31 protein-coding genes are annotated in these 25,956 nt (G+C 51.1%); 9 read left to right on the forward strand and 22 right to left on the reverse strand.

Translation table 11 applies throughout. The features are described from left to right. Position 1: 1 nt before the first annotated feature. The 5 genes from ACVBEF_RS05835 to ACVBEF_RS05855 all read right to left on the reverse strand — a co-directional run bounded on the left by ACVBEF_RS05835 (position 2) and on the right by ACVBEF_RS05855 (position 5,400). Entirely contained in the window at positions 2 to 802 is an 801-nt protein-coding gene (locus ACVBEF_RS05835; RefSeq protein ID WP_447122993.1) for a hypothetical protein, read from the reverse strand. A 63-nt stretch (positions 803 to 865) separates the two neighbouring features. After that, on the reverse strand, positions 866 to 1,567 hold the full coding sequence (locus ACVBEF_RS05840) for a hypothetical protein (RefSeq protein WP_447122994.1): 702 nt from the start codon (positions 1,565 to 1,567) through the stop codon (positions 866 to 868). Positions 1,568 to 1,597: 30 nt separating this feature from the next. Then, positions 1,598 to 3,220, reverse strand: a complete 1,623-nt coding sequence (locus ACVBEF_RS05845) for a hypothetical protein (protein WP_447122995.1) — start codon at positions 3,218 to 3,220, stop codon at positions 1,598 to 1,600. An 8-nt stretch (positions 3,221 to 3,228) separates the two neighbouring features. Further along, positions 3,229 to 3,636: a hypothetical protein gene (locus tag ACVBEF_RS05850; RefSeq protein WP_447122996.1), complete on the reverse strand. Its 408-nt coding sequence runs from the start codon at positions 3,634 to 3,636 to the stop codon at positions 3,229 to 3,231. Positions 3,637 to 3,726: 90 nt separating this feature from the next. Continuing rightward, positions 3,727 to 5,400 (reverse strand): hypothetical protein, encoded by a 1,674-nt coding sequence (locus ACVBEF_RS05855; RefSeq protein WP_447122997.1) that lies wholly within the window; start codon positions 5,398 to 5,400, stop codon positions 3,727 to 3,729. A 308-nt stretch (positions 5,401 to 5,708) separates the two neighbouring features. Here ACVBEF_RS05855 and ACVBEF_RS05860 point away from each other — a divergent pair, with 308 nt between their 5' ends. After that, positions 5,709 to 5,990: a helix-turn-helix domain-containing protein gene (locus tag ACVBEF_RS05860; RefSeq protein ID WP_447122998.1), complete on the forward strand. Its 282-nt coding sequence runs from the start codon at positions 5,709 to 5,711 to the stop codon at positions 5,988 to 5,990. Positions 5,991 to 6,038: 48 nt separating this feature from the next. Here the strand turns inward: ACVBEF_RS05860 and ACVBEF_RS05865 are convergent, their stop codons facing one another. Continuing rightward, positions 6,039 to 6,296: a hypothetical protein gene (locus ACVBEF_RS05865; protein WP_447122999.1), complete on the reverse strand. Its 258-nt coding sequence runs from the start codon at positions 6,294 to 6,296 to the stop codon at positions 6,039 to 6,041. Positions 6,297 to 6,474: 178 nt separating this feature from the next. Between ACVBEF_RS05865 and ACVBEF_RS05870 the strand changes: the two genes are divergently transcribed. After that, positions 6,475 to 6,720: a hypothetical protein gene (locus ACVBEF_RS05870; protein ID WP_447123000.1), complete on the forward strand. Its 246-nt coding sequence runs from the start codon at positions 6,475 to 6,477 to the stop codon at positions 6,718 to 6,720. 161 nt (positions 6,721 to 6,881) lie between these two features. Here ACVBEF_RS05870 and ACVBEF_RS05875 read toward each other — a convergent pair whose 3' ends face one another. The 7 genes from ACVBEF_RS05875 to ACVBEF_RS05905 form a co-directional block, all read right to left on the reverse strand. After that, positions 6,882 to 7,160: a DUF1640 domain-containing protein gene (locus ACVBEF_RS05875; RefSeq protein WP_447123001.1), complete on the reverse strand. Its 279-nt coding sequence runs from the start codon at positions 7,158 to 7,160 to the stop codon at positions 6,882 to 6,884. Positions 7,161 to 7,211: 51 nt separating this feature from the next. Continuing rightward, the gene (locus ACVBEF_RS05880) at positions 7,212 to 7,778 is read right to left on the reverse strand and encodes a hypothetical protein (RefSeq protein ID WP_447123002.1); all 567 of its coding nucleotides are present in this window, start codon (positions 7,776 to 7,778) and stop codon (positions 7,212 to 7,214) included. 137 nt (positions 7,779 to 7,915) lie between these two features. Continuing rightward, complete coding sequence (locus ACVBEF_RS05885) at positions 7,916 to 8,392, reverse strand: defense against restriction DarA-related protein (protein ID WP_447123003.1); 477 nt, start codon at positions 8,390 to 8,392, stop codon at positions 7,916 to 7,918. A gap of 20 nt (positions 8,393 to 8,412) precedes the next feature. Beyond that, complete coding sequence (locus ACVBEF_RS05890) at positions 8,413 to 9,006, reverse strand: phage baseplate assembly protein V (protein ID WP_447123004.1); 594 nt, start codon at positions 9,004 to 9,006, stop codon at positions 8,413 to 8,415. A 3-nt stretch (positions 9,007 to 9,009) separates the two neighbouring features. After that, on the reverse strand, positions 9,010 to 9,903 hold the full coding sequence (locus ACVBEF_RS05895) for a hypothetical protein (RefSeq protein ID WP_447123005.1): 894 nt from the start codon (positions 9,901 to 9,903) through the stop codon (positions 9,010 to 9,012). Between the two features lie 7 nt (positions 9,904 to 9,910). Next, on the reverse strand, positions 9,911 to 10,399 hold the full coding sequence (locus ACVBEF_RS05900) for a hypothetical protein (RefSeq protein WP_447123006.1): 489 nt from the start codon (positions 10,397 to 10,399) through the stop codon (positions 9,911 to 9,913). Positions 10,400 to 10,404: 5 nt separating this feature from the next. Next, positions 10,405 to 10,893: a hypothetical protein gene (locus ACVBEF_RS05905; RefSeq protein WP_447123007.1), complete on the reverse strand. Its 489-nt coding sequence runs from the start codon at positions 10,891 to 10,893 to the stop codon at positions 10,405 to 10,407. Between the two features lie 133 nt (positions 10,894 to 11,026). On the opposite strand from ACVBEF_RS05905, the gene ACVBEF_RS05910 reads away from it, so the two are divergent. Both ACVBEF_RS05910 and ACVBEF_RS05915 read left to right on the forward strand, forming a co-directional pair. Continuing rightward, entirely contained in the window at positions 11,027 to 11,311 is a 285-nt protein-coding gene (locus ACVBEF_RS05910; protein WP_447123008.1) for a type II toxin-antitoxin system HigB family toxin, read from the forward strand. Continuing rightward, positions 11,308 to 11,718, forward strand: a complete 411-nt coding sequence (locus tag ACVBEF_RS05915; protein ID WP_447123009.1) for a helix-turn-helix domain-containing protein — start codon at positions 11,308 to 11,310, stop codon at positions 11,716 to 11,718. The genes ACVBEF_RS05910 and ACVBEF_RS05915 overlap by 4 nt, the downstream gene beginning before the upstream one ends. A 76-nt stretch (positions 11,719 to 11,794) precedes the next feature. Here the strand turns inward: ACVBEF_RS05915 and ACVBEF_RS05920 are convergent, their stop codons facing one another. From ACVBEF_RS05920 to ACVBEF_RS05930, 3 genes are read right to left on the reverse strand one after another with little or no spacing between them, the layout of a single operon-like run. Further along, entirely contained in the window at positions 11,795 to 14,152 is a 2,358-nt protein-coding gene (locus ACVBEF_RS05920) for a VgrG-related protein (RefSeq protein ID WP_447123010.1), read from the reverse strand. Between the two features lies 1 nt (position 14,153). Next, a complete protein-coding gene (locus ACVBEF_RS05925) occupies positions 14,154 to 14,984 on the reverse strand; it encodes a hypothetical protein (protein WP_447123011.1) in 831 nt (276 codons plus the stop codon). Continuing rightward, positions 14,971 to 16,509, reverse strand: coding sequence for a hypothetical protein (locus tag ACVBEF_RS05930; RefSeq protein ID WP_447123012.1), 1,539 nt, complete (start codon positions 16,507 to 16,509; stop codon positions 14,971 to 14,973). Before ACVBEF_RS05930 ends, ACVBEF_RS05925 begins: the two co-directional genes overlap by 14 nt. Before the next feature lie 144 nt (positions 16,510 to 16,653). On the opposite strand from ACVBEF_RS05930, the gene ACVBEF_RS05935 reads away from it, so the two are divergent. Beyond that, positions 16,654 to 16,839 carry a type II toxin-antitoxin system HicA family toxin gene (locus ACVBEF_RS05935; protein WP_447123013.1) on the forward strand — a complete coding sequence of 62 codons (186 nt, stop codon included), beginning with the start codon at positions 16,654 to 16,656 and terminating at the stop codon, positions 16,837 to 16,839. A gap of 2 nt (positions 16,840 to 16,841) precedes the next feature. Continuing rightward, the gene (locus ACVBEF_RS05940; RefSeq protein WP_447123014.1) at positions 16,842 to 17,258 is read left to right on the forward strand and encodes a type II toxin-antitoxin system HicB family antitoxin; all 417 of its coding nucleotides are present in this window, start codon (positions 16,842 to 16,844) and stop codon (positions 17,256 to 17,258) included. Positions 17,259 to 17,294: 36 nt separating this feature from the next. Here ACVBEF_RS05940 and ACVBEF_RS05945 read toward each other — a convergent pair whose 3' ends face one another. Next, positions 17,295 to 17,588: a type II toxin -antitoxin system TacA 1-like antitoxin gene (locus ACVBEF_RS05945; protein WP_447123015.1), complete on the reverse strand. Its 294-nt coding sequence runs from the start codon at positions 17,586 to 17,588 to the stop codon at positions 17,295 to 17,297. A gap of 311 nt (positions 17,589 to 17,899) precedes the next feature. Here ACVBEF_RS05945 and ACVBEF_RS05950 point away from each other — a divergent pair, with 311 nt between their 5' ends. Together ACVBEF_RS05950 and ACVBEF_RS05955 are read left to right on the forward strand one after the other, a co-directional pair. Beyond that, positions 17,900 to 18,196: a type II toxin-antitoxin system RelE/ParE family toxin gene (locus tag ACVBEF_RS05950; RefSeq protein ID WP_447123016.1), complete on the forward strand. Its 297-nt coding sequence runs from the start codon at positions 17,900 to 17,902 to the stop codon at positions 18,194 to 18,196. 1 nt (position 18,197) lies between these two features. Continuing rightward, on the forward strand, positions 18,198 to 18,485 hold the full coding sequence (locus ACVBEF_RS05955; RefSeq protein ID WP_447123017.1) for an addiction module antidote protein: 288 nt from the start codon (positions 18,198 to 18,200) through the stop codon (positions 18,483 to 18,485). Positions 18,486 to 19,467: 982 nt separating this feature from the next. On the opposite strand, the gene ACVBEF_RS05960 is transcribed toward ACVBEF_RS05955, so the two are convergent. The 3 genes from ACVBEF_RS05960 to ACVBEF_RS05970 all read right to left on the reverse strand — a co-directional run bounded on the left by ACVBEF_RS05960 (position 19,468) and on the right by ACVBEF_RS05970 (position 21,019). Beyond that, positions 19,468 to 19,665, reverse strand: a complete 198-nt coding sequence (locus ACVBEF_RS05960; RefSeq protein ID WP_447123018.1) for an SDR family NAD(P)-dependent oxidoreductase — start codon at positions 19,663 to 19,665, stop codon at positions 19,468 to 19,470. Next, a complete protein-coding gene (locus tag ACVBEF_RS05965; protein ID WP_447123019.1) occupies positions 19,665 to 19,865 on the reverse strand; it encodes a DUF1059 domain-containing protein in 201 nt (66 codons plus the stop codon). Before ACVBEF_RS05965 ends, ACVBEF_RS05960 begins: the two co-directional genes overlap by 1 nt. Before the next feature lie 95 nt (positions 19,866 to 19,960). Beyond that, on the reverse strand, positions 19,961 to 21,019 hold the full coding sequence (locus ACVBEF_RS05970; RefSeq protein WP_447123020.1) for a class I SAM-dependent methyltransferase: 1,059 nt from the start codon (positions 21,017 to 21,019) through the stop codon (positions 19,961 to 19,963). A gap of 301 nt (positions 21,020 to 21,320) precedes the next feature. On the opposite strand from ACVBEF_RS05970, the gene ACVBEF_RS05975 reads away from it, so the two are divergent. After that, complete coding sequence (locus ACVBEF_RS05975; RefSeq protein ID WP_447123021.1) at positions 21,321 to 21,851, forward strand: GNAT family N-acetyltransferase; 531 nt, start codon at positions 21,321 to 21,323, stop codon at positions 21,849 to 21,851. 509 nt (positions 21,852 to 22,360) lie between these two features. Here the strand turns inward: ACVBEF_RS05975 and ACVBEF_RS05980 are convergent. Further along, positions 22,361 to 22,780 (reverse strand): hypothetical protein, encoded by a 420-nt coding sequence (locus ACVBEF_RS05980; RefSeq protein ID WP_447123022.1) that lies wholly within the window; start codon positions 22,778 to 22,780, stop codon positions 22,361 to 22,363. 88 nt (positions 22,781 to 22,868) lie between these two features. Further along, positions 22,869 to 25,781 carry an autotransporter domain-containing protein gene (locus ACVBEF_RS05985; RefSeq protein WP_447123023.1) on the reverse strand — a complete coding sequence of 971 codons (2,913 nt, stop codon included), beginning with the start codon at positions 25,779 to 25,781 and terminating at the stop codon, positions 22,869 to 22,871. Positions 25,782 to 25,956 lie beyond the last annotated feature (175 nt).

The raw sequence follows: 25,956 nt of genomic DNA on the forward strand, positions 1-25,956 counted from the left end.
GTTATTTGCGCAGCGTTATAAATTTATCGACATCCCTACGATCAAGCGCGGTCAATGTCGCCAACGTCAACGGGATCGTAATATCGGTGTAATAGCCGTCTCGATCGATGGGGGCGTCAATCGGCTCGCCGATGGTTTCTATCACCATCGGGGCAAAGCTGCGTTGCTTGTATTGGAAGCCGATCAATTGCGGCGCAGTGGACGGAAACATGCTGCTGATGACGCCTTCATCTTTGGTCCCGGCCAGCCGTTTAACGAGGCTGTCGTCGCTCAGCTTTTGTGGCAGCGCCCATTCCCATATTTTTTTGAGTGGATCGAAGACCTCCCCTTTGGGGTTGCTAAAGGCTCTGAAGATCAATGAGACGTTGATTTTGATCGGCGGCATGCCGGTAAAGATTTGGGTTGAGTTGAGCTTGGTAATCCCGGTTCGGCCTTCGAACTTTTTGATGCTGGCTTCAATCTTGCTGACATCTTGCGGGGCTTGTTCCGGTGTGCCGCCGAAACCGAACATGCGTTTTAAGTCATTAATCCCCGGCAACAGCGCGCCGGATTGCAACATGGCGATCAGCGCCGGGGCTTTGCTGTCGGGGCTGCTTTGTTCGAAGGGAGATTGCCAGTTCAGGGTGGCTTCGATATTCCCGCCTGCCGTCACTGGTGCATGGACTTCGCATTGTTCCTGCCCTGTGCGTTCGCCATGCCGCCCGACGGGATAAATTTTAGCGATCAGATGGGGCGACAAGCCTAGCCATTCCGAGCGGAGTATTTGCATGCTCCCGGTGGTTCCCTGCCCTGCATCAGCCATGTTTATTTTCCTTAAAAAAACGGGCAACCGTAGCTGCCCGCTTTGTTACAGATACCAGCGTATTTATTTGCTCAGGCCCATCTTCCGATTCAGACGCATCGATTTCATCCGGCGCATGGTGGCACCCGCCGTATGTGCTTTGCGCTGGGCCTTGCGGATACTGACCTTTTGTTTTGCGCTCAAACGCACATGGCCGGAGACGCGTTTGTTGATCCGTACTTTCTTGCCTTTGCGTATCACCATGCGTTTTTTGTACACGGCGTCCAGCGCGGCATCGCTGGCTTCGTCGCCGAATACGAAATTGTCGATATCAGCCATCGCTGCATCATCGCCATCGGCCAGACTGGCGGCCAGCAGATCGCGTATCCGTTCTGCGGCGGCGTCATCCCAATCGTTGAGTAACTTGCTACAATCCTCGTCAGAGACGCCTTTCTCCTCCATGTAATCCCAGGCGAATTCCAGCGCGGTTTCCAGTACGTCGGCCTCGTCCTCAGTCAGTTCGCCGTCTTTATTCGCATCGGCAATCCCGACCATGTTTGCCAGCAGGCGATCGGCCATGCTTTCGTCCTCGTCGAGGTCGTCGGTTTCCAGCCATTCTTGCAAGGTCGCTGCTGTGGTCAGCGCAATGTGCGTGGCGGCATAGTCGGCGGTTACATTCGACTCTTCCATTTCCGTAGCGGAATCCAACACTACCTTTTGACGCAATTGGACCGCATCCTTGCCATAAAACGTGTTGCGGATCGCGGTTGCTGCTAAGTGACTCATGATTTCCATCCTTTCATTTCTGCAACCCGCTTAGCGGGAAAGTGTTTGGCTGACGAAGGTTTGACGGTTAGTGCCGTCGTAGCGCACAGAGTAGGAAACGTCCATGCGATCGGCTGGCCGCAAGGCATTCGCTTGCACCGCATACTGGAACGCCTCGCCGTCCATCTCGGCGCTGGGCATGATCCAGCCAGCCGCTTTTGCGCCGGTGAAAAGGGTTTTGAGGAAGGTGATGGTCTTTTTGATCGAGACATCCATCGGCAATTGCAACGCCTCTTTGCCAAACCGCGTGACCCAGTCATCAATCGAGCTAGACATATCGGCGACCGAAATTAACTTTTTAAACGAGACCGTGGTTTTGGCGCAGGTGAGTGAATCGCTGAAGACGTATTTGCCGCCACCGTTGTATTTGACGTAGATCACCGGGTTGATTTTGGCGTCGGCCAGATCGCTTAATTCGTCATCGCTCGGTGAATACAGTTGCACAATACCGGTCCTGTCGAGCGGCCAGTTTTTGCCAGCGATGGGATAGTTTTTGGGAGCAAAGCCGTTGGAATCTGTTTGCGCATTGCGCAGACAACGCCGGGCAATGTTGTAGGTCGATGTGCCAAGCACCACTTTGCCGTTTAAGCCTAACGGATCGTCCGACTTGAGTGGCGTCCAGAATGCCTGGCAATAATGCGAATCGAAGTTGAGTTGCGCGATAAACGCGATTGCGGCTTCCGGGGTCAATGTGCCGGCCACATCCCAGACGAATTGACGGTTGGTGTCATAGGCCAGTTGCGCCAGCGCGGACAGCATGGCCGGTGCTTGTGAACCTCCGCTGGCGATGTAGGCGTAGTCGTACTCGGTCTTTTGCAGCAAGTCGCGCGCGCGTACAAAATCGGGTACGCCGTAAGCCGTACTGCCCTCGGAGAAATAGGCCATCAGCGGCGACACGGCAAACTGCGGACGACCGTTGGTATCACGCCCGTAGGCATTCGATGTCGGGGCAATTTTTGCATCCTTGCCGACCATGACTTCAACGTTGTCGGTCAGGCGCTCAACCACGTCCGGCAAATAAGCGCTTTGCTGATAGTCATCGAGCGCATCCGGATCAAGTGAGCCGAAAAATTCGTAGAGCAGAGTGCGTTCTTTATCACGCAGACGTAGCGTTATCCATCTATTTTCCACTGGCGCGCCATTGGCAATCACCGCATCTGCGTGAAGCTCCACTATCACGCCATCGTTGTAGCATTCGAGATGTTTGATCGCCAGTAAAAACGCCTTATCCGTTGTCACCTCTGCTGCGAGCGAGAATTCAAGATCGGAAGTAGCGGGTTCGGGCTCTCTGACAATGATGCTGTATAGCAAGGCCGTCTCGGTTGTCAGGCGTTGCACTACCGCAGACGCGGCACCTTTTTGTAGTGCTTCAAACACATGAATATGCGCCTCATTCAGCGCCGAAGAACGCAGCGATTCACCACGCCCTAGTTTCTGCTGGAAGTTGCCACGATTGACGCGAAACGGTTTATCGATACGGCCCCGCGTAGAGCGCATGGCGATGCAAAATACCTGATCGGAGTTATCGGGCGCGAAGCCGTCGGTCAAGTCTCGTAAGGGATTGAGCTGCACTCCCGATTGGGAGCCAAGCTGTCGGGTGAAGGCGGTAGACATAGCTGTCCTTATTTTTTGGGTGTGGTGGCCACATCGGTTTCAGGCGCGTCCGGCTTGGGTGGCTTTTGATTTTTTGCGCCGGGTGCCAGGCGTTTGGTGGCTGCCTCTTCCCCATTCTCGACATCCGTCACGTTGATTGCATCAGCCCACTGGTTGAGCTCAGCTAAGGCATCTATATCGGACACGAACCGGGTGAACAATCCGTGGTTCTTAAAGGTCACTTCCGCGATGTTGTCGGGCCCTGCAAAATTCGGCTTCAACTCAAGCCGCACATCCGGCAACACCAATGTGCGTGGCGTCTTATTGGTGATGCGCAATTGCAGAGGAAATGCACTGTGTCCAAACATCTCTTCGGCCAGCGCGTTGGCGCTCTTCCCCGTGAGGGAAGTCGCGCCCAAACTCAATGTACGTTTCATTTTCTTGATTCCTTTGGTGATGTGATTGTGCGATCGGGTTACTAAAGCGATTTATTCAAGCGCTTTGTTCCAGCGCTTTACTCAAGCGCTTTATTCCAAATTAATAACGTCAATCACAGCACAACCCATTGCCGACGGCAGATGCGGATTCACCGCCGTGAAATTGCGCGCATAGAAGCCTTGCTTGTAGCGCTGGTCTTCATCGGCATTCATGTTGATCAGCATTGGTGCCACCGCATCGCCGAGCACGAACGGGTTACGCGCTACCTGGGTCGAGCGCCCGATACAGATAATCCGGGTGGCGTGGCTATGGACGTCAATGATGCGCGGCGAGTAGTACACCTCGTACAGTCCGAACAGACGCCCGACCCGATAAATACCAGGGCGCGCAGTCACGCCAGATGGCGTAAACAGTGTGCTCGGCAGACCCTGAATATTGGCTGCCATTTTTTTAGAGACATACACATGCGTGATGCCGTGGTCCATCGTGTCTTCGGCCATTTGCTGGCTGACAGCGCCAAAAATGCAGGAGCCATCTTGCCAAAGCTGCGCACGGGATTTTTCCTGACCGTGGGTCTCCCATTTGAAATCCCAGATCGCCGCATTGTTGGCACCAAGCCGGGCCGCCTTCTCCAACACCTGATAGTGGCGCTCATTGGCAAACTGGTTACGAATCGCCAGCATCGATTCACCCATCGGATTGAGCCCGATTTCATTGGCCATCTGCGTTTGGCTATCGGTCGAGACAAACGCGTTGGCTTTCCACGGCGAGGCACGCAGGATGAAGCGGGTCGCGATGGTATTGACGATGGGGATAATGCCTTTGTTGTTCTCAAAATCGATGACCGCCTCGGCAATCACCGGCGTATTCGCGGGCAAGGCTGGGGCGGTCGTGATGTGCAGCACGCCGGTATCGGAATTGATTGCCCCGGAAATGGTATGTAAAACGCCACCCAAACGCACATAACCACTGATCGGCGAGGCAGACGCAGGCGCGTCGGCGCTGGTCTCTTTCGCCACCGGCAAACCATTGACGTAAATGATGGTGCGGCCTTTGAGCAACTTGGCCGAGGGCGCGTTTTGATCGCAGGTATCGGCGGTCAACTGAATCGGCGTGATCTTGCCGCCGAAATCGTCACCACTACGCTCCAACAAATGCGTGCGCTGGGCCGAGGTGTAGGCCCGTCCGCTCAACACGCCATCCATTAATTCGCCAGCAGCGTAATGACCGAATGTGCTGCCTGCTTCATGCGATACGATCACCAGCGGCGCTTCGTTGGAGCCGATATCCGCCGGCAGATAATTCGCCACCGGAATCGCTTCTGCCATCGCCGCCGTGATCGAAATGACGGCGCGATTTTGTTGCAAGGACATCGGATCGTGCGCCAGGTTGGAGGCAGAATCCAGCTTGTACTTTGAACGTGCATTCTCCGTCGTCGCATAGGCTTGATGCGTGGCCCACTCCAGCACGTCCGCGGTCGGCTCTACGCCATGCTCGGCTTCGTAAAATGCAGCGCCATCCAGCATCGCAGCCGCAATCCCGGCCCGTCTGTCGCCTGCTTCATCGAACAGGATTTGTAGATTTTCTGGAATCTCGACACCAGAAATTGACGCCGACAAGCTTTGCGCATCGGCAATAAATGCGTCGGCGCTGGCTGAGTCGAGCGTGCCGGAATTGCCGATCGCCGTTTCTTTGAGTTTGCTATAAAAGGTACTGAATTTTTCAGTTTTAGCGTTGTTGTATTCCGCATGTTGCTTTGGCATTTTTCACCCTCGTCATCATTAAAATAGCCCCAATGGCAGCGCAGATGAATGACCTGCGCGGTATGTGCATTTGAATTATTACGCGGTGAGGTGGGGTTAGATTTGGGGGTTTTCCATGTTGATAAGGAGCTACATAAGCCGACCTGTCGGGCTGGTAATGTGACATACGACGGTTGTTGAGAGATATTTTCAGCTACCCTCTATGGACGTGCGTTCAGAGCGGTATATCGCGCGGATACAAGTGCTTGATCATTTATACAAAATTTCGTATAAATGCCATATCGAGATTTATTGAAGAAGATAGAGCGATGAGTAATCAACGATTTACCAGCGTGTGGGATGCGATTGAAGATGCGCCCGAGGAAGCCGAAAACATGAAACTTCGCTCGGCGTTGATGATGGCTTTGAAAGAACGCATTAACCGCGCCAGTCTGAGCCAGGTACAGGCCGCTCAGATATTTGGCGTCACACAACCGCGTATTTCTGACCTGATGCGCGGCAAGATCAGCCTGTTTGGTTTAGACGCTTTGGTCAACATGGCGGCAGCGGCTGGCATGCACGTCGAAATGCGTTTATTGGAAGCTGCGTAGGGTGCCAGTGTTTCGGCTGCCCTATGCATAAAGGCACGCAACGCGTCTTTATGCATCAGGCTTCCACGGTTCAATGGCATAGTGTTTCTGTTCATATGTTGAAACCAAATCACCAACGATATCCAGCAAGTCTGAAAGCGGATGGTCGTCATCATCACCGGCAGTCTCAATTAGAAAATTCATTAAAGACACCATCTGGTCATAGTCATCTTCATTGTGAACTGAGCGAAGATGGGTCACAGCGTAGAGGCCCTGCCAATTGGTTTGTATCGCTTGAATGTCGAACTGCGGGGGAGTTGCGTGCATGATTACACCTTGCTTTTTGATAGAGTTTTTTCCCTACACCAAGAGAGCGTGCAAAACCTGGGGAGATGGCAAGATGAAAATCCGGCTGCATTCTTTTCGGCAACGTATGATTGCGGTAATCCACAAACGTCAGGTCATTTGAAAAGAACAGATAATAGCCATATATAAAGGAATGGCAATGAATGACAAAAATGCAAAAGATGCAAGTTTGGTAGCGCAATACAAGGCCACTGCAGCATTGCTTCTGGCAGAACGTAAGGCGAAGTATAAGGTATCGGGGCAACCTGATAAGGCGCGCGGCGGTGTGGTTACCATCCGCTTCGCCAGTAATGCCCAGCCCTTGTCGGCCTTCGGTGGTGTGAGCAAGGTCCTTGGGCCTTCGCGTATCCAGATTCCTGAGTACAAGCTGCATCGCATAAAGTGAGACAACAAAACGGCCTTTGAAGGCCGTTTTGTTGTTTTGTCGCGGTGTTGGAAAACTGCGAAGGATGATTGTGATGATGAGCCAAAGAAATGGCTAGTAAGGGAGGGATAATTGCGAAATCACGGAAATCATACGTTAGTAAATTCTTCGGGTATGAGCATTCAAGCAGTCCACTTTGACAGAGCAGCGAAAGCACCTAACGCAATGACAACAATAGTGCCAAGTTTGATGGTCAGGCGTAATTCCATTTTTTCCAGTTTTGAATCAATATCCTTGTGTACATCAGTCAAATCACGCTTCGTCGCAACATCTACAGATTCATGGGAGTCGCGCACAGCTATCGAAATAGCCTCTGCCTGCTGTTCGGGTAAACCGGCAGCTTCAAGGGTTTTGATGAATTTATGGGTATCGAATGTAACGCTTGTCATTGCTAAATTCACTTAGATCTGGTTGCCGGTCAAATTGACATTATGTCGGAGTACGGAAAATTTTTATGAATCTGAATCTGAATCTGTTTTTGTATCTGAATTCAGATACTCATCTGTGCAGCGCCTCGTACAATCTCCATAAGCATCGTCCATCAAGACATTGAAATGGTCCTCAAAGTCAGAAAACACTTCATCTCTGTCAGAAATTTCATGCTGTTGTATGTATGTAATTAAATTTTCTTTGACGTCGCCTTCTATTTTTTTGCGAGACTCCCTAAATGCATCACAAATTTCTTCATAAAAATCTCTCCAGTGACCTATTTTAAGACCTAGCTGATTTTGACTAAAACAATCTTTAATATCAGCATGATTATCACTTAAGCGATATTCAAATGCATCCTCAAAATTAAACTTCATAAAATTATTAACAAATGTTTCTATGTCAGAGAAAGTTCCTTTTTTCTCAATAAGCGAAATAAGTTCATCGTTGGTTGGTTCCTTACCTGGTTGTATGGAAATGGATTGGACGGTGGAGCTTGGTTCGTTAAAAAAAGATCTTGGGATTGTTGGACTTAGAGGAGGAGTAACCGGTATAACAAAAAACCTTATATAAAAAATATTGTTAATCACTAACAAATTATTTTATCATTCGGAAAAAATACACCAAACAAAATCCGCTCATATAACTTCGTGTTACGTCCTTTTTTATTCCCTTGCTTTCCGACATAGAGGTAGCAGAGTAAATAAAATTCCTGACAACCAATGACTCACGCTAATACCGCAATTTCCTCACTAACCGCCTCGATAGCTTCATCTAACGCCATCGACTTTTCTTGCAACGCAAACTCAATCTTAGGAGCCGCCGTCCGTATATTCGACGGCAATTTAATCCGCACCTTAGCCATCGCCGCCTGAAACTTGGAACGACCGCTATCCATCATAGTGACGACTTCCCCAATCGCGGCCGCCTGATCGTCTTGATGTTTGAGTGGGACGATCTTGCCATTGAGCTTGACCTGAAAAATATCACCCGTCTGCTTAATAGAAAATATCACCACCTGGCTATCAGCAAATGTCAGCAGCATTTCTCGGTATGACACGCCCGATGAGCGTTTGATGTTGGGCGACACATCGCCGTGGACGATATGCGCACCCGCCCGCGCAAAGTAACGGACCACCGCCCGGGTCGCGCTATCCTTTTTACTGCCCATATCGTTGAAATTGAAAACCAGATTCTTTGCCATGTATTCCTCGTGACGATGGATTAGGGATTAGCCGAGCCGGTGCTTGGGCCGTCATGTTCAGTGTGATGATGCGATTGAACACCGATACCGTTACTGACAATATCGCCGCCAGTATTTTCAATACCGCCTTGAATGTTTGCAGATGCCCCACCAGCGCCACCGGACCCGGCCATACCGCCTTGATAAGTCAGCAATCCGGTCGCGGTGACATTTTCTGAAAAAGTCGCTTGAGGCGTGGTGACATCGACCATTTCACTGGCGTTGATCTCATAGCGCGTACAGTTCACCCGAAAAATCCCGTCAGCGGTAAGCTCGATATTGGCGTGATGCCAGCGGCGCCAGTCAATCGCATTACCGCTTCTGGGATTGCGAAAGCCGGTAATGATCGGATAGCGCGGATCGCCGCCTTCGAACGCCAGCCAGACCAGATCGCCCGGGACTATTTCGATTTCCGTAGCGTGAGTGCCGGTCTTACTTTTGTCGCCGATGGGATACTCGATTTCTGCCAATGGCAGGACATCGGCACCATCCGTCAATCCGGGGATATCAACGCGGCACTCCCGCGCAGCAGCGTCATAGCTGTGGACGATACCGGGGATACGTGCAGGAAGCATGCCTTACTCCTCCATCGTGCCAAGCCAGAATTTGGAATACATCTGGCTATCGCCACCATCCGAGCCGCCCTCGAAAACGTGCGCTGCGGTGATGATGGCGTACTTGCTATTCTCTATTTGGATCACCTTGCCGGCATGCACGGTGGGCTGATAATCGGTGGTCATGATTTTTCTCCGGACCAGCGCCCGCGTCATATTCCACAGCACACGCGTATCGGTTCTCGGCTGATACCGAATCGACCTACCCTTGGCGCGATTGCCATAGACAAAAGCTCCGGCCGCATCGATGGAAAAGAATGTTGGCACCTCATGCCGCTCCATGAATCCGCTCTCAATATTTTCTGTTGTATCGAATTCAAGACTGAGTATCGGTGCTTGTTTAAAGATATCTTGCAGCCGGGTGAACGTCACTTCGCGCCCATCGGTATAGATAGCGCCACCCTCTTCTTGCAACACCCTGGCGACTTCATAGCTGGGAACACCGCCCGCAAAACAGGCAAAGCGGGCAATAGAATAATCGGCATTAATCTTGACGCGGGCCCCACAAGCGCCATAAATACTCCCGAGCGTCGCACCCTCTTTAATCACCGCCGTTGATCGACGAAAAGCGATTTTGTGACAAGGATCGAATAACGCGACGATATGCAGCGCAGCGAGCATGTCGTCGCCCTGCGTATGGGACGCTGCCCGGCTACGCTTGACTTGCACAATCCTAAAAACGTAACCCTCATTGGCTACGCTGATGGTGTGGTCCTGTTTCAGCGCAGCGATCGTTCTCTCGTTGGCGCGAACGATGGCTTCCAGCGTCATCGGTACCGGCGCTAAATCGGAATGTAAACAGGCACTCAGCAACATGTCGCCATCCAATACTGCACCGGAGGAAAGAATGATTTGCATAGGATGTCTACACCGTGATGACTGGCATGCAGAACATCAGGCGCTGGACGTCCATTTCTTTTTGAGTGATGTCCTGGGCGATCTCGGAGGCTGAGCGTCCATAAACGTCCACACCCAGTGAACGCGACGCCTCTAAATAGATGGCGTTCTCGCGCTCAACGTAGAGAATAAATAGCGGACGCACGATCGCCCATTCGCTTTGGGTCAGCCACGTGTCGCTCTCGACAAAGCCGCCGACTGGAAACGGATCGTCTGGAATCGGAAAGCGAGGAAAAGAGGAAAACGTGACCCACGGGTCACGCTCCTTCATCGGCATTGCCACCTCAGCGGCTACTTCAGGCAGTAAGCTATCAAACGTCCCGTAACCGCTACAAAATCGTGCAGCAGACAACGCTTGCGCAAGCACGCCCTCATCATCCAGAACGATTCCCACCGGACGTTCTTTTTCACAAAAGAGCTTTGCCAACTCTTGCAGCGTTATAGAAAATGTCGGCATGGCGATTAAATATTGCCCGGAATTTCTTCGCTAAAATAATGGAAAAAAAGCGTGCCTGAGATGTTCAAAACCTGAGAGCGGTTTTCCCAATCGCGATCCGGGTTATCGAGCTGGATAAAGCAGTCATAAATCGGCTTGGCAACCGAGAAATGCGACGGCGTGCCTTCGTAGACTTTGGCGTTAAATTTACCGCCGCTGCGTATTAAATTCAGCATCATCCGCGATACATGACCCGCTTTGGTCTCCATCAAGGTGATCTGGCCTTGCTGATTGATTTTGACCTGCTGCGGCTCCCACTTCGCCGCCCCCAACGGCATCGGCACTTCAATTTCACCCGCGCTAGATAGTTCAGGCCAAGGGAATTGCTTGGTCACCAGCCACATCTGCTCGAAGCCCTCGATTTCAAACGCCGCATCGCTGGAGATGGCCTTGTCCCCCATCGCTCGTGTGGTGTTGTAGATGCTTTGCAGGTAGCTGGGGTTCGATATCGTCATGATGCCCTCGTGCGGGTAAGTTAGGTGGGCTAACTTTATCGGCTAATGAGCGCGTGGCTTGCGGGTGTTTTCCATGCTTTTCAGAAATTAAACCGGATCAGCACAAATAACTCAAATTGAGATATCATGCGGCATGCGCGTCATTTCAAATAAATCTTTAATGCAATTTTCGGCATTACATGCTGATGCAGATAGCCCACTTCAAGCTTGGCGAAAAATCATTGAGACTAATCTGATTGCCAATACCAACGAAATGAAACGCTGCATCAACGCTGTTGACATAGTTGGCGAATATCATGTGTTTAATATTGGCGGCAACAAATACCGGCTGATCGCTTTCATTAAATATTCGGCTCAGCTCTGTTACATCAAACATGTACTTACCCACAAGGAATACGATAAAGGAGCATGGAAATGAACGTTATCGACATTCAACCCATCGCGAAATCATGGCAGCCATTTCATGCCGCGTCCGATGTCGGCCACATCAAAGACGAGGCCCACTATGACCGTATGGTGGCACTGGCCGATCACCTGGTTGATTCGGGTGCAGCCAATGACGGTCATGATTTGGAAGACTTGTTTTTATTGGTCTGCGACTTAATCGCACAGTATGACGATAAGCATTACCCGGCTGGCAACGTAACGCCGACCGAGATGCTGCGCTTTCTGATGACGCAACATGGATTAACGCAATCTGATTTGCCGGAAATCGGTACCCAAGGGGTAGTCTCGGAAATATTGCGTGGAAAACGCGATCTCAACCTCAGACAAATCAAGGAAATTTCAGCAAGATTTAATATGAATCCAGCTGCTTTTTTATAAATTGCGACGCAACGTGACGAGAAATTTCAACAACCTTGAGTGAACCAGAAATTAGCCAGAACAAAAACCGTAACAACTAAAGCCATCGGCTACCAGACATACCCCCCGTCGCAACATGCGCAATCCCTCTGTCACGCACGTCCTGACCGATATCTGATTTTGGTGCAATCACAGTGACGTTCATTGGCGCTTGCCGCGAATTCAATTGGGTGGCGGTCGATATGGATGCTATTTCCGGGATATCCGGCATCTTGGTAAATGTCGCGACGTTTGGAATATTAAGAATCGCGGAAAGGTTGGGAACCGCTGGAGCAATGCCAGAAGCTGCAAACGTCGGCATGGTTGGACTTAGATTGGACAGAGCAAGCAACTTCTCCTTTTCCGCTGAAGCCCGTTCCAAGGTACTTTTTTTCACATCAACAGATGAGTTTTTAAAGAGACGTCCATTGTTGGCGATTTTGTAATCCTGAATGGCGGCAACAATATCCGCGTCCTGCATTGTTGATACATCCCTACCCTGCAGCGCCGATTGAATCAGCTTACTCTTGCCGCCAAACTGCACCGCAGTAGACCATACCGAATCATGCACGCCTGCACCGCGAGCGCTCAGATCGATCCCGGTTTTACGCAGCATTTCCATCTGTGGATCGTAATGCGTATTTTTGATGAAATCATGTTGGGCAGCACCAAACTCGGTATCCGTTGCAGCAATCTCCTTCCATTTTGCATTGAAATGCCTGGAGCCCGGGGTCATTCCCTTAAAGTCGGCACCATACTTTGACGCCGACAAAAACTTGTCCAAGGTCCCCATTTTTGATGACAACTGATACGTACCATACGATGCACCGCCGTGGTCGCCCCGACCGGTCGATATCGTTGCCGCGCCGCCTGTGCCAGATTCGAATCTTTTTGAGGTTTGACCTAATACCCAATCTTTGGCATTCGTAATGGCGCGACCAATTGGTGCGCTCGATCGCTCCAGCCGTTCCTTACCGTAGCTAAGCACAGCCCCAGCCGCTGCACTTACTGGCTTCACAATGTTTTTGTTCACAGTTTGCGCAGTCGCCAACGCGGCTTTGCTTACTGCCTTTGCTGCGACTTGCGCGTTGGTCTTCAGATCAACGCCGGTCTTTTCTTGGACATAATTGTTGGCTGTATTCCCCGCTTCAACAGCCTTTTCTTTGACTGCATTGACGGTCTTAACGACGCTATCTTTAGCGGCAATCACCGCATTCTTTGCCATATCAAACTTCTCTTTAAAGAAGCCGGTAACAGCATCCCACCCATCGCTGATTTTTTGCACCGCGCCGTCCCACGTCGCCGAGATTGTGGAGCCAATCTGATCCCAGTCTAAGGTGGATAACCAGCCGCCCATGACTTCGCCTAGCTTGTCGCCGAGCATACCGCCAACAATTCCTCCGACCGGCCCTAGCAACAGCCCCAGACCACCGCCGACCAGCGCACCGATCCCGCTCCCTGCGCCGGTGTAGCGATCACGACGATTTTCTTCCGGCGTTTTGTTCGGATCGTCCTCACCAAACATGCTGGCCAGCGCTGATCCACCGGCGAGCAGTCCGCCCAATACCGGGATGCGCCGTAATAAACCTTTGCCCAAGCCAGCCAGTCCTTTCGCGCCCTTGCCGAGCATGCCGCCTATCCCCGCTAAGGCTGGCAGCTTCGGCATCTTCGGGAGAAAGCTGAATAAACCGCCAGCGCCGCCAGTTGTCGGCTTTTTCTCTATCGCCGTTAGCTTGCGCAAGTTGGCCTTATTGAAGGCCGTCTCTTCGCGCCGTAACCCACGTAATTCGGTCCAGAGCCGCTTGATCCACACCATCTTCTTTTTATCTGCGCCACCGCTCCCGAACATCTTGCCAACACCACGTCCGATGGGCGTGACGATGGCGCTGAGCTCTTTCGCTGCTGCAATGCCCGGATCAACATCTGGCGCACGGTCTAAGGCATGGGAGGCTGACGCTGCGACCGCACCGAGTTTGCCGGGAACAGCTGAGCGGCTGAGATTGCTATTGAATTTGCCACTTCCATCTCGCGATTGGTCGGGACTGCAAGACAACGCTTTTGGCCTGGCGGCCCGGCCATTACTAACAAACCGCCCCTTGGCATCGCGCCGGATTGTTTCTGGAAAAGCCGCTCGTAGAACTTCTTTACTGACCAGTGTCGATTTTAATGGTGAGGTCGGTTGCACCACCGGGCGGGAAACGATCTGCGATACAGTTGCAGCATCCGGTCGGCGTGAAGATGCGCTGATTGGACGCGCCTCGTTATTCATCACGCGCTTAGCGCCAGCAGCGTTAGTCACCAGCGCCTGATGCATACCACGCACATCGTCTCTGATATGCGTCCACAACTTCAGCGCCTCACCCCAATCAGCCGGATCTCCCATCAGAAAACCAAAGTTATCAGACTTCATTGCCATATCAAATCACCGGATAAAAGGAGTCAAACTGTGAAAACGTCATTTGAATTTCCTGCACGTTGTCATCACGTCGCGAAAGGTCATATTCAATACTGGCCGGACGCATATACAACATGCTCTCAAAGCCGCCGCGATTGCTGAAGTCGGTAATGAAGGCGTGCAAGACGCGGATTTTGACGAGATATTCTCTCGGCACGCCTACCGTCCCGTCGGGTCTGGCCGCTGCTACCGCCTTCGATTCGAACCACTTTTTAAGCGTGCCAACGGCGTCATCCAGCGTCGTAATACGCATCTCTACCGACTCCAGACTGTTGACCGAATCAATCGTCCCGGACCCCACCCGGACCTTGTCGCCGGTAATCGTCCAGGGCGAATAATTCACCTCGGTCACGAACAGATTAAACATGCTGGCACCGTCGCCCGCTGTGAGTTTGGACACCAACGAGTCCATAGTCGACGGCATCAAATCGGTGACTTCAATCAGGAATAAATTCTTCTTTGCGTACCGGGTTGCGGAACAGGCGTCAAAGATGGCCTTGGCTTCTGCCGGCGTAATACCGCCCAGCAACGGCGTCGGCGTGACCCAATACGCGGCCAATGCGGCCAGACCATCCACGCGCGGAAAGTAGTTCGCCAGCAAGCCAGAATCAAGAAAGGATAAAGCCGCACCCTTAAGATCGCCATTGATCAACTTATTGCCAACGCCTAAACCGGTATTGACCAGCGCCCCCATTCCCGGCGGCAGATACTTCTTAGCTTGCCCGATGGCCGCAATCGCACCAGCGCTTTTAGGCAGTGGCAACTTGCCAGCAATCGTATCAAAGAGACCCATCGCCGCCCTCCTCTAGCGGTTTCTTCGCCATCCCTGCGGCGTAGGCGGCGGCCTCATCCTCATCCAACAGCATTTGTCTGGACAAAAACATAGCGGCAGTTTTTTCATCCAATCCCATCTCTCTGATCTGTGCCATCACTTGCGCCAACATCCCGGCCGAATTGGCCGACTCCAGCCGGGTGCGCTGCTTCTCCGCCTCCATCGCCGAAATCGAGCCATAGAAATTAATATTCCACGGACGCTCAGTCTCAGAAAAAACAATCCCGTAGCGATGCATCGTATGCAGATCAATCACCGAATTAAAGAAGTCAGTCAGCGCACCGCGAATCACGCGGGACTTTTCGGCGACCTGGGCACTGACTCGAAAAAAGCCACCGTCGCCCAGTCCACCCGAAAGCTGATCGGCAAAGCCCACCATCGACAAATCCACCCCCAGCGCACCGCCCAGCAGGCGCGCATGCATCATCACATCATCGATTGACAGTTCACCGTTGCGGCCCGAATTGCCTACAGTTTGCGATAAGTTGACGAGCTGTTTTTCGCCGTGATACGGCAAGATCGTCGTAAATTTTTCGACTATCGGCTGACCATGATCAATTGCCCATTGGGCACGCTGCTTGGCCTGTATCAGCATGTTCTTGACCCGCTCGCCAAACAGCTTTTGCTGATCAGCCGTCATCCCATCGCCATTGAATCCCAACACGCGCTCATCAATTGAATCCGCAAAACGTTGTCCGATTAAGCCAATCAGCGACGCATATAAATGGTCATAAGCCTCTTCGGCCTGATGCAGAAAAGAGCCGCCCACCATCGCTGGCAGGATCGGCAACGCATCAAGATCATTTTCGGATAACGCCATTTTGATAACCTTGTCCTGCACCGCAAACTGCGGCACCCAGACCAGCCTCGGCATTTTTAAGCGCAACAATTGCGTGGTATCGAGCCGTTCTATCGCTTTGGTGCCGGAATACACCAGAAACCCCACCATGCGATTGCCCTTCTCATAGGGTTGCACCATAGGCGGTCTGACAATTTCACCGAAATACATATCCTGCACGCCGCCACTATCCACATATGGCCTGGCATAACTATCCCCAAACGTCGCCCCGTTATAGGCCATGTTATGCGCCATTTGGTTGAGTTTAGGCGTCAGAGCGGCATCAATTTCATCGACCATTTTGGCGAGCTTGATGTTCTTGATCGTGTCGGCTTTTTTTTCGATGAAAACCGTATTACCAGTGGTTTCATGACCGCCCAGCGCCGAGGTGACGATCAGCGAGAGCGCGCCCGAGACAATCGGATCGCCTTCCATAAAGGACCATTTTTGATAGATTTGGGTGCGCATGCGAGCGGCACGGCGACCGGTGCCCAGCAGCGATTGCGTGGCGGAACCGAAGTCGAAGGCGTAGGGATCATCTTTGCCTAAGTCTTCGACCTTTTCGACATTATTGGAAAACCACTTCCTGGCCGACGTGCCTAATTTGCCAAAGATACCCGGCGTATTCTTATCAGTCTCTTTTGCCATTGTGCCGCTCTGAATAGTCTGTATTCAGTATTGTCGGGGACAAATTCAGAGGGGATTTTTGGTGATTTCCATTTAAAGGTTGGCAATGGATGCCGTTGTAGTACATCGCCCAACAAAAAATCTTCAGTGTGTATAATACACATCATGAAAAGCGTCGATCTAATAAAACTGTTAAAGAAAAATGGCTTTGAGGTCGTCCGCATAAGTGGCAGCCATCATCAATTCAGAAAACAAGGCCGCCCAGGCGTTGTTACCGTCCCCCACCCCAAAAAGGATTTGGGCGTCGGATTGGTAAACACGATTTTGAAACAAGCTGGATTGAAGGAGTAATGATGCGATACCCCATTGTGATTGAACCAGGCGACGACGACACAGCATACGGCGTGGTGGTCCCAGATTTAGCCGGGTGCTACTCGGCTGGCGACACGCTCGATGAAGCCGTAACTAATGCAAAAGAGGCAATCGAGCTGCATATAGAGGCACTACTTGCTGCTGGCGAAGCGCTGCCAGCAATTCATCCCTTGCGCTACCACCAAGCTAACCCCGACTATGCCGGATGGGTCTGGGCATTGATCGAGATCGATATGAGCAGGCTTGAAGATGTCACTGAGCGGGTAAATATAACGTTACCGCGCCGGGTGCTACATATTATTGATGAGGCAGCCAAACGCGCAGGCGAAAGTCGTTCAGCTTATCTTGCCCGGGTTGGTGTGACTGAGGCTACGCATTACAGTGCTGCACACGTTTAAGTCTGTAGCGCATCAAGTACTCGCCACATGCCCCACTCACTCAGCACCTAACAGCTTGCGACGACGTGCAAAGGCGCGCTCTAACGCTGGTGAAGGTTGTGGCGGAGCCAGCAATGCCTGGGCGAAGCACTCTTGATCGGCCAGCGTCATCCTGAGCTCAGTTTTTAGCTCACCCATAAAATCGGCATGTGTCGTTCTGGGCGCGTCTGGGTTGTTTGATGCATCCAGTCCGCGCTGAATATGTGCTTTAACGCGCAGTGCGTCGTCGCTATTTTCCAGATCGCCTGTCAAGTCTTCGTTCGGAACTTGGTTTAAAACGGTTGCATTCATTTTGACCACCTCATTTTTACCAATTTTTATTGTAGCCGAGGATTTAGACCTCGAATAGCTACGAAAACGTCGGATAATAATCACACATCTTTCGTGACACTACTCCCCTTTTTTACCTGTGCCATCACGTGATGCTTCGACGATGGGCATCAATTGCGGGAATGCCAGATTGTCGGCGTTGCATATGATTTGGGGGATTTCTACCCTTAATAGGACTGCCCGACCTTACGCGTAGGAAAAGTTAATATTTGCACTTGAGCGGAGTCAGGGAAAATACTTGTCGATATGTAGTTTATAAAATACAATAAGGCATGATCGAAATAAAGCAAACCGAGACTTTCCGGAAATGGCGAATGCAGCTTAAAGATGAGCGGGTACGCTGTTTGATAGCGTCTCGCTTAGACCGTCTTGGCTTCGGACATGCAGGGAATGTGGAACCTGTGGGGCAAGGGATTAGCGGATTGCGCATCCATTACGGTCCTGGATACCGCGTCTACTTTCACAAACGAGGCAACACGATTATCGTTTTGCTGTGCGGCGGCGATAAGAGTACGCAAACAAAAGACATCAAGACCGCAAAACGTCTGGCTGAGGAATGGAGTGAATAAAATGGCTGAAAAATTAACTACTTATGATCCCACTGAGGATTTAGCTTCTGACGAAGCAATGGCAACCTTTATGGCCGAAGCATTCGAGACTAGCGACGCCGGTTATATCGCCCACGCGCTTGGCGTAGTTGCCCGTGCGAAGGGTATGGCGCAGATTGCCGGACAAACCGGCCTTTCCCGCGAGCAGCTATACCGTTCCTTCAGCGAAAACGGCAATCCGACCCTGAAAACCACTATTGCAGTGATGAAGGCACTTGGCTTAGATCTGACCGCGAAGGTTCACGCATGAATATCTCAAACAGGTCAATCACTATCGATTGCGATGTACCTTCGCCCCTCGCCGCAACCAGGAAATTTGCGGAACTTGAGAACAAGATGTCACCGGAGTCGCTTGCACGGTCCGATGCAATCTATCGCCAACTCCTGGCGGAACTTCCCCCACGGGAGGATTAAGCCATGCGCACCACTTATGGTGATGAAGATGATATTTTGGTGATTCATCTCTCTTAAAAACCAATTAGCCGTGAGGTTTCGCAAGATTGAAATACCCACATCAGTTATGCAACCGATGGCACGGTAGTAGAAATTGTCGTGCTCGATGCGGCGGTCAGTAGTGTATTACCTGTTGAGATATTACATAGTTATGCGCCCAACTCTGTTGGGGGGGGCAATATTCAATCAGCGCGAACACACTTAGTTGCCATGCCTTCACATGCCGATCACAGCTTTCTTGACTTTCCCATTGCACACTTCGTTGCATATCTTCTCTCCTTGATCTGAAAAGTAGGAGCATGCACTGGGGGGTTTTACTTTTAACAGGTGGAGGCGTCGGATGCTTACTGTTTATTGACAATATACGAAGCATTACTCATTAATTGCTGGATATGACGCGGCAAAAATCACCGCACGACGAGGCTATCTCGTACATAGAGGCAAGCGGATAAGCGGCTGTAGCAATAATAAAAAACATTGTGTATTGGAAAATCGTTTTTTGCATTGGTAGCTTTCGTGACAAGCAATATGATCAAAGACCAACAGATTAAGGATTCGCGCATATGCCAACAATGACAAAAGCAGCCGAACGCAGAAAGAACAGTACAATAACCAACATGAACGCTTCCGAACTAGAGAAAATCCACGCTGAGAATGCCAAGCTTCACGCAGAGAATCGCAAGTTCGCGCGTAAGGTTTTCTGGTACCCAGCACGGTCGCTGATGTCACTACCCTCCTCGTAAAACACCTCCAATAAAAGCACCAAAACACAAACGTCTTTAAAGTCCGATGTTGATGATCCTGCCAGTCCCCTTGCTAACGAACACCGGTGCGACAGCATAAGTCAGGCGCGTCAGCGCGGTGATATTGAGGGTAATCATCGCATCCATCCCGTCTGCGTTACCGTTGAGCACGGAGGCGACCGCGCCGACCCCTGTCTTATTGAAAAGCTTCAATCCATCCTTACCAACGCCCATCAAACCTTCAACGGCGGCGTTCCACTCTTAAACAACTGCTTAAGCTGACTCCGCAATTCCGGTGTGTCTTGATGCTCGTGCACGCTCACAGCATGCTGGACTGCTGCGTCCAACAACTCTTCATCGTTATCAGCAGAGATCGCCACTGAGCAGTTCGAGGCACTCGGATATTCGCGGCAATCGATGTATTTGCGGGACATGATGGACTCCTTAAGATTAGCGATGGTCAGATAATTTCAGCGGACAAATGATCCGTCGCCGCCGAAGACTTTAGGTGTAAATTTTTCAACAACTACTAGGGCCTTGCTTCCAATACCAGATTGAACGGCGTCTCGGCGGCGCGGCGGAAGTGTGTGAAGCCGCCTTTGCTTACAACGTCCTTCAACCGTGCTTCTCCTGCCTGCGCGCCAAGCCCCATTTGGCCATCTTGTGAGAACGATGCGGGTGTGCAGATCATGGTCGATGCGGCGTAATAAATACGCCCTACCGGATTGAGGTTATCTTCTGTCTGGTCATTGGCGAACGGCTCCACAATCATCCAAGTGCCGTCCGGCTTGAGTGATTGACGCACGTGCGCGGCGGCACCGATTGGATCGCCCATGTCATGCAGGCAATCGAAAAATGTGACCAGTTGATAGTCACGCCCCGGGTAGTCTTTTGCGGCGGCGACTTCAAAACTGATCCGATCAGCGATGCCTGCTTTTTCCGCTGCTGCACGGGCCCAACGGATGGATGGCGCATGATAATCAAAGCCTGTAAAGGTTGAGTTGGGATAGGCTTGCGCCATCAATACGGTTGACGCGCCATGGCCGCAGCCAACATCGGCAACCATTGCACCGGCTTTCAATTTTGCATCGACGCCTTCAAGTGCCGGTATCCATGCGCTGACCAGATTGGCCGCATATCCTGGTCGGAAAAATCGTTCTGTTCCGTGAAAAAGTGCATGACTATGTTCGTGCCAGCCGACCCCTTTTCCGGTCCGAAAAGCATCTTCGAGGATGGGCAAATCGCGAAACATGGATTCGCATACCTGAAAGAAACCAGGGATAAATACAGGACTGGTGTCATCGGCAAAACAGAGCGCTTGCTCAGCAAGAAGTTCGTAGGTTTTGCTTGCCGGGTTGTACTCCACAAACCCCGCTGCGGCTTGTGCTGCCAACCATTCACGCACATAGCGCTCGGTCATACCAGTGCGTTGTGCGAGATCAATCGAGGTCATCGCACCCTGCCCTGCCATTGCGCGATATAAACCAAGCTTGTCGCCGAGTACGATAAGAGCCGCTGATGCTACCGCCCCAAACTCGCCTACCATACGTCCCATAAAATGTTGAAGTCGTTCTTGATCGATTGCCATGATGGTTCTCCTCATCATCAATCAGAAAGCAGCTTTATTTATAACGATTTATTGTTGCAATAAAGGGTAAATTGGCATGCGGAAATGACACTCAATACTCCCACTAGAAGTTAAAGTCTAGGAATCAAAAATACATTTGTCAACGACGTATTTACGCCTATTATTCAGGCTCTCCGGGCGGCTGTTACCTGTCAAAAAGTGGTGATTGTATTGGCCGCATAGTTGCATAGTCCCAAAGGTCCGGCCGATGGTACCGGATCTCAAAGTTTCAAGCATTAGCCCCAACAAAGAAAGAACCGCAATGACACACACCCCAACTACCCAGACCAATTTATCCATACGCTGGGCAGAGCATCCAGAACTGGCTGCACAGATTGCCGATTTTTTCTGCGCGCACGCGGATGTCAATTACATCTCACATATGGAACTACAAGAAGGCCGTGCAGTAGCCCTTGGAAAATGGCATCCAAAGTTATGGGAAGTCATTCATACGGAAGTCTCAGAGACTCTGGAGAATCCGGCAAATGATGGGTTTCATGATGCGATTGCCTGTGCGTGGCTGGACGAGGAACTGGTCGGCATCGCTTTTCTCGGATTCAACGCCGACAAGCCGGATTGCCGGTTTGCGGTGCTCGAAGACATGATTGTTTCGCCAACAGTACGTGGCAGGGGTATCGGTCAACAATTTATCGACTGGCTAGCCGCACAGATCAAAGCATACGGCGTGCAGCGATTATTTCTTGAAAGTGGTATCACCAATGCCAGTGCTCACCATTTTTTTGAGCGCACCGGTTTTAAGCAAACGTCGGTTGTGATGATGCGCGATCTGTAACAGGAACAAATACGCGGAAACAAATACGCAGGCGAAAAAAAACCCGCTCACCTTGCGGGAGCGGGTAAATCCAAACCTTAGGAGGTGTTGGAGGAGACAAATGAACTATATCGTAGCGCGTCGTTGAGGTCTTCTTTATTGTTGATATATCTAATATAGATAAATCGGATAATAGACCCACAACCGTACTGTTCGTCCGTCTTAATCAGCTTGCGAGCACCAAAAAATACTGCAATCCCGACACTATTCGAAAACAAATCAATCTGTTTTTGCACATCCCGGATAAGCAATTCAATTATATAAAGAAGAAGAAAAATACTGCCGTGCAACGTACTGAGAACGCTAAGGCAAAAAAAAACCCGCTCACCTTGAGGGAGCGGGTAAATCCAAACCTTAGGAGGTGTTGGAGGAGACAGACGAACTATAGCGCTGCACACCTTCCAAGTCTTCTTTATTGTTTGCATAACTCATATAAGAAAATCGCATAGCATCAAAAAAATAGAGTGGCTTTATACATCCGTCTCTCGCACATAAGTCGTTTTTTTAAATACTCTGTTAGCAATTTCATCAGCTTGTGATTGCAATTGATCCACAGATTTACCAGAACGAAACACGCCAAATCTGACCTTCTCTTGTAAGTCAGCGGCATGCTTCTGTAGCCTACTTGCATGCTTAAATTGTGCTTTTAACGTTTTTGAGGTTGATTTAATGTCATCTTTTATAACATATTTCTCCAATCGCTTAATATCGTGATTCAATTTATCGTATAGATCAGTATTGTTTGAGAGCGAACACTTGGCATTAGACTGACTTACTGCTACGAGCGTCGTTTTAAATCTTAAAAACTCTGTTGATAGGTTTGGTTTTATTTCTATAAATTGTGATCGTGAAGCCGTTGTTGACATGCTTAATGCAACATTGTTATCCATGAATAGCCCCTGAATAAAAAATTTAAGAACGTATAACATTTTATAAATATTTACATTCAAAAATCACCTGCCCATACATAAGCACACATCAATCAAACCCAATTCGCACCCCCACAGACAGCACGTTATTGACCAACCCGCCCCTGCTAAATTGCCCATCATAATTGGCATACCAACTCCACCGACGATTAATCGCTGTCGAAATACCCACCCCAGCCCAACCTGAATGACCTGATAGCGCGATTCCCTGCACGATGAAATGACTTGCTGGCGCGCCTAAAAAAGCTGCCGCAAAATCCAGATTCCCATTCGCAAACCCGTGTTGCCATTGCGCATAGGCTTGTATGGTGCTCTTACCCGCAAACCAGTCAACATTGCCCTGCCCTCGTACCCCAACCAAACCGGCCGTTTGTCCATACGACTGGCGATTGGCGATCAGTCCGAAGCTGCCGCCGGTTTCGGCAAAGCTGCCCCGTTCTAATCTGTCGTAAGCTGCGCCGATAAACGGCGTGAACATGATATTACGAGCGGCATCGTCCGACAATTTCAATGCATAACCGTACTCGACATAGGCCGAAAGCATGGTATCGGTATGGCTTGCTTGCAAATTTTCGATTTCAGCGCCAGCGATGGCCGTGCGCTTGACGGTACTGGAAACCGTTCCAGCGCCTACTCGGCTCGTGATGTAAGGACCACCATCGGCGTCATTATTGCCTTGGCTAGTGAGCGCATAGCGCCCATAGAGCGACACGCCTGTATTTTGGCTTTTTGAATTTCCGCCAAACCGATCGAAACTCGCTTGGCTATCCGAATACGCAATCGCAGCACCGACGATCGCTCTCTCATTAACTTGCGTATCGAACCCAAACTGACCGCCCAGCATCGACGTATCGGCCCTGGCATAACCGGCCTCGGCAAGTTTGCCCGAAGCGCCGATAGCACTGACCCACAGACCTGTTTTAACTTGCTGATTTTGCACGCCTAATTGGGATAGCCGATTCGCTAAAGTGCGATTCACGGTTTGTGATTGCTGAAAACTCAGCGCTTGCGCAGAAGCATGAATCTGTCCCGATAAACTATCGAGCGCGGTGCCCAGGGCGGCCACATCAGCGACCCGTTCCAGCGCCGCTGCACTGGCGATCAATGGGGCGTTGCTGCCACCAGTTTGTCCACTGGCCATCATCGTGTCAGCTGCAGTCATGGCTTGTTCGACATTGGCGGCGCTATTCGCTCTGGTCGGGTCTGCCGAAAAAGATTGGGCCGCAACCGTCGTCGTAGAAACACGTCCTATCTTCAAATCAACCTCTTTAGCACTATATGAAACGCTAGCGCTCAGTAACGGAGGAAACGCCGTGCCGACGCTTTGAAAGCTGACATCGCTAAACGTATTGTTCACTGCCGTAAATGCGGTGAGTACTTTTTGAGGAGTGTTATTCGCTTGCGCCGTGACGTAAGCATTCGCGTCTGCATTACCGGCAGGAACCGTTGCGACGAGGTGCGAGCCGCCCAATATTGCCGTGCCGCCAACCGTCAGCGTTGCGTTGAAATCATTGGCTAAGATCGCATTCGCCGACGCCGTGTAATTACCGGCAATCGTCAAGCCACTGCCGGCATTACTCAAGCGTCCGTTATTGGTGACGCTGCTACCGAGATGGCCGCCATTGCCAGACAAATTCCCACCCGTATCGATTTGCACTCCAGACGCAATTGATCCGGTGATATTGAGCGTACCGTTGACCACTTCATTGTTGCCGGTGTAGGTATTGGCCCCCGATAAAGTCAGCGTTCCGGTTCCACTTTTAGTGAGTCCCGCATCGCCCGCTATGGCATTACTAAAAATGGCAGAAACGGTATTAAAACTGACGTTCACATTCGGGCCGAGCGCCAGACTTTGCATAAACAACGCCGGGCCATTCACCGCCTTGCTGGCATTGAGCAAACCCCAGCCATAGGTCGCCGTATCGTTCATGGGGGTGGCGGTCGACAAAATAGTTTGGCGTAGCAAATCGGCGTTCATCCATGGATAAACTTGCTGAACCAAGGCGATCGCTCCGGTCACCGCAGGCGCTGCAAACGATGTCCCATAGACGCGCTCCCCTGCTGTTGGCGACACAAAATCGCCCGGTGCGGCCAAACACCAATTAGCAGCCAGGCCGCAACGATTGGCGTAACTGGCAATCGACCCCGGCACCATATCAGCGGTGGAATAAGCCTGCGTGCCGCCAACGGCATTGACAGCAGTGACCGCAAGCCAGCCTGCTTGCAAATCCGGATACAACGCTGGCAAACCCGCGGTCATCGTCGGCTGCGCTGCGCCGCCGTTCCCGGTGGCCCAGACAAACAAACCACCTTTGGCTACGAATGGTTGATAGATGCTGTGATAAGTGACGCCATCGACAGGCGTGGCAATCGATCCGACTCCATTCGATTGATTAAATATCCTCACGCCGTTGTTATATAAAAATGTGTAAATATCCGCGCTCAGGGCCGTGCCTCCGCCACCGATTCCGGCTGCGATACCAGCCATCTGGACAGCGGGCGCGATACCGGTATTTGTGCCGCCCAAGGCTTCGGCAACAAGAGTTCCATGCGTATCACCGTTACCGCTGGCACCGATAAAGCCGCCGCTGCTTGTACCGGTCGCAGCGGTGTAGACGTTTTTGGTGATGCGCCCGGCAAGTTGCGGATCGGTCACATCGAAATCAGTATCGATGATGCCGACCGTCACGCCCGCACCGGTAATTCCACTGGCTCGGGCGGCACTGACATTGCTGGGGTCGCTGGGATTTAAAAAGCCGGCCCCAGATGCAGGCTGCGTCGAAACGGGTGTGGATTGCGTAGAAATCGGTGTGACGACACCCGGATTTTGACTACTGCCGCCACCGCCGCCGCAACCTGAGAGTATGGTTGTCGATATAAGTAATAACGAGACTGATAGCGCAAGCGATGGAATAAGCGATGGAACAAAACAACGAAAGTAAATGGCATGTGCGTGATCCATTTTGTGCCGCCTCTTAGCTGCGTGAAGAATTACTTTACGCGTGATGACTGTTTTTCGAACGGCGCATGAACTTGGCCGTGTCACGGTTCGATGCTATCCATTTGGGCGTGCACAACTCGCAAAAGATCGACTATCCAGATACGAAAATACTCAAAAAGATGATATTTTTACAACG

It is taken from the genome of Glaciimonas sp. GG7 (assembly GCF_052976905.1).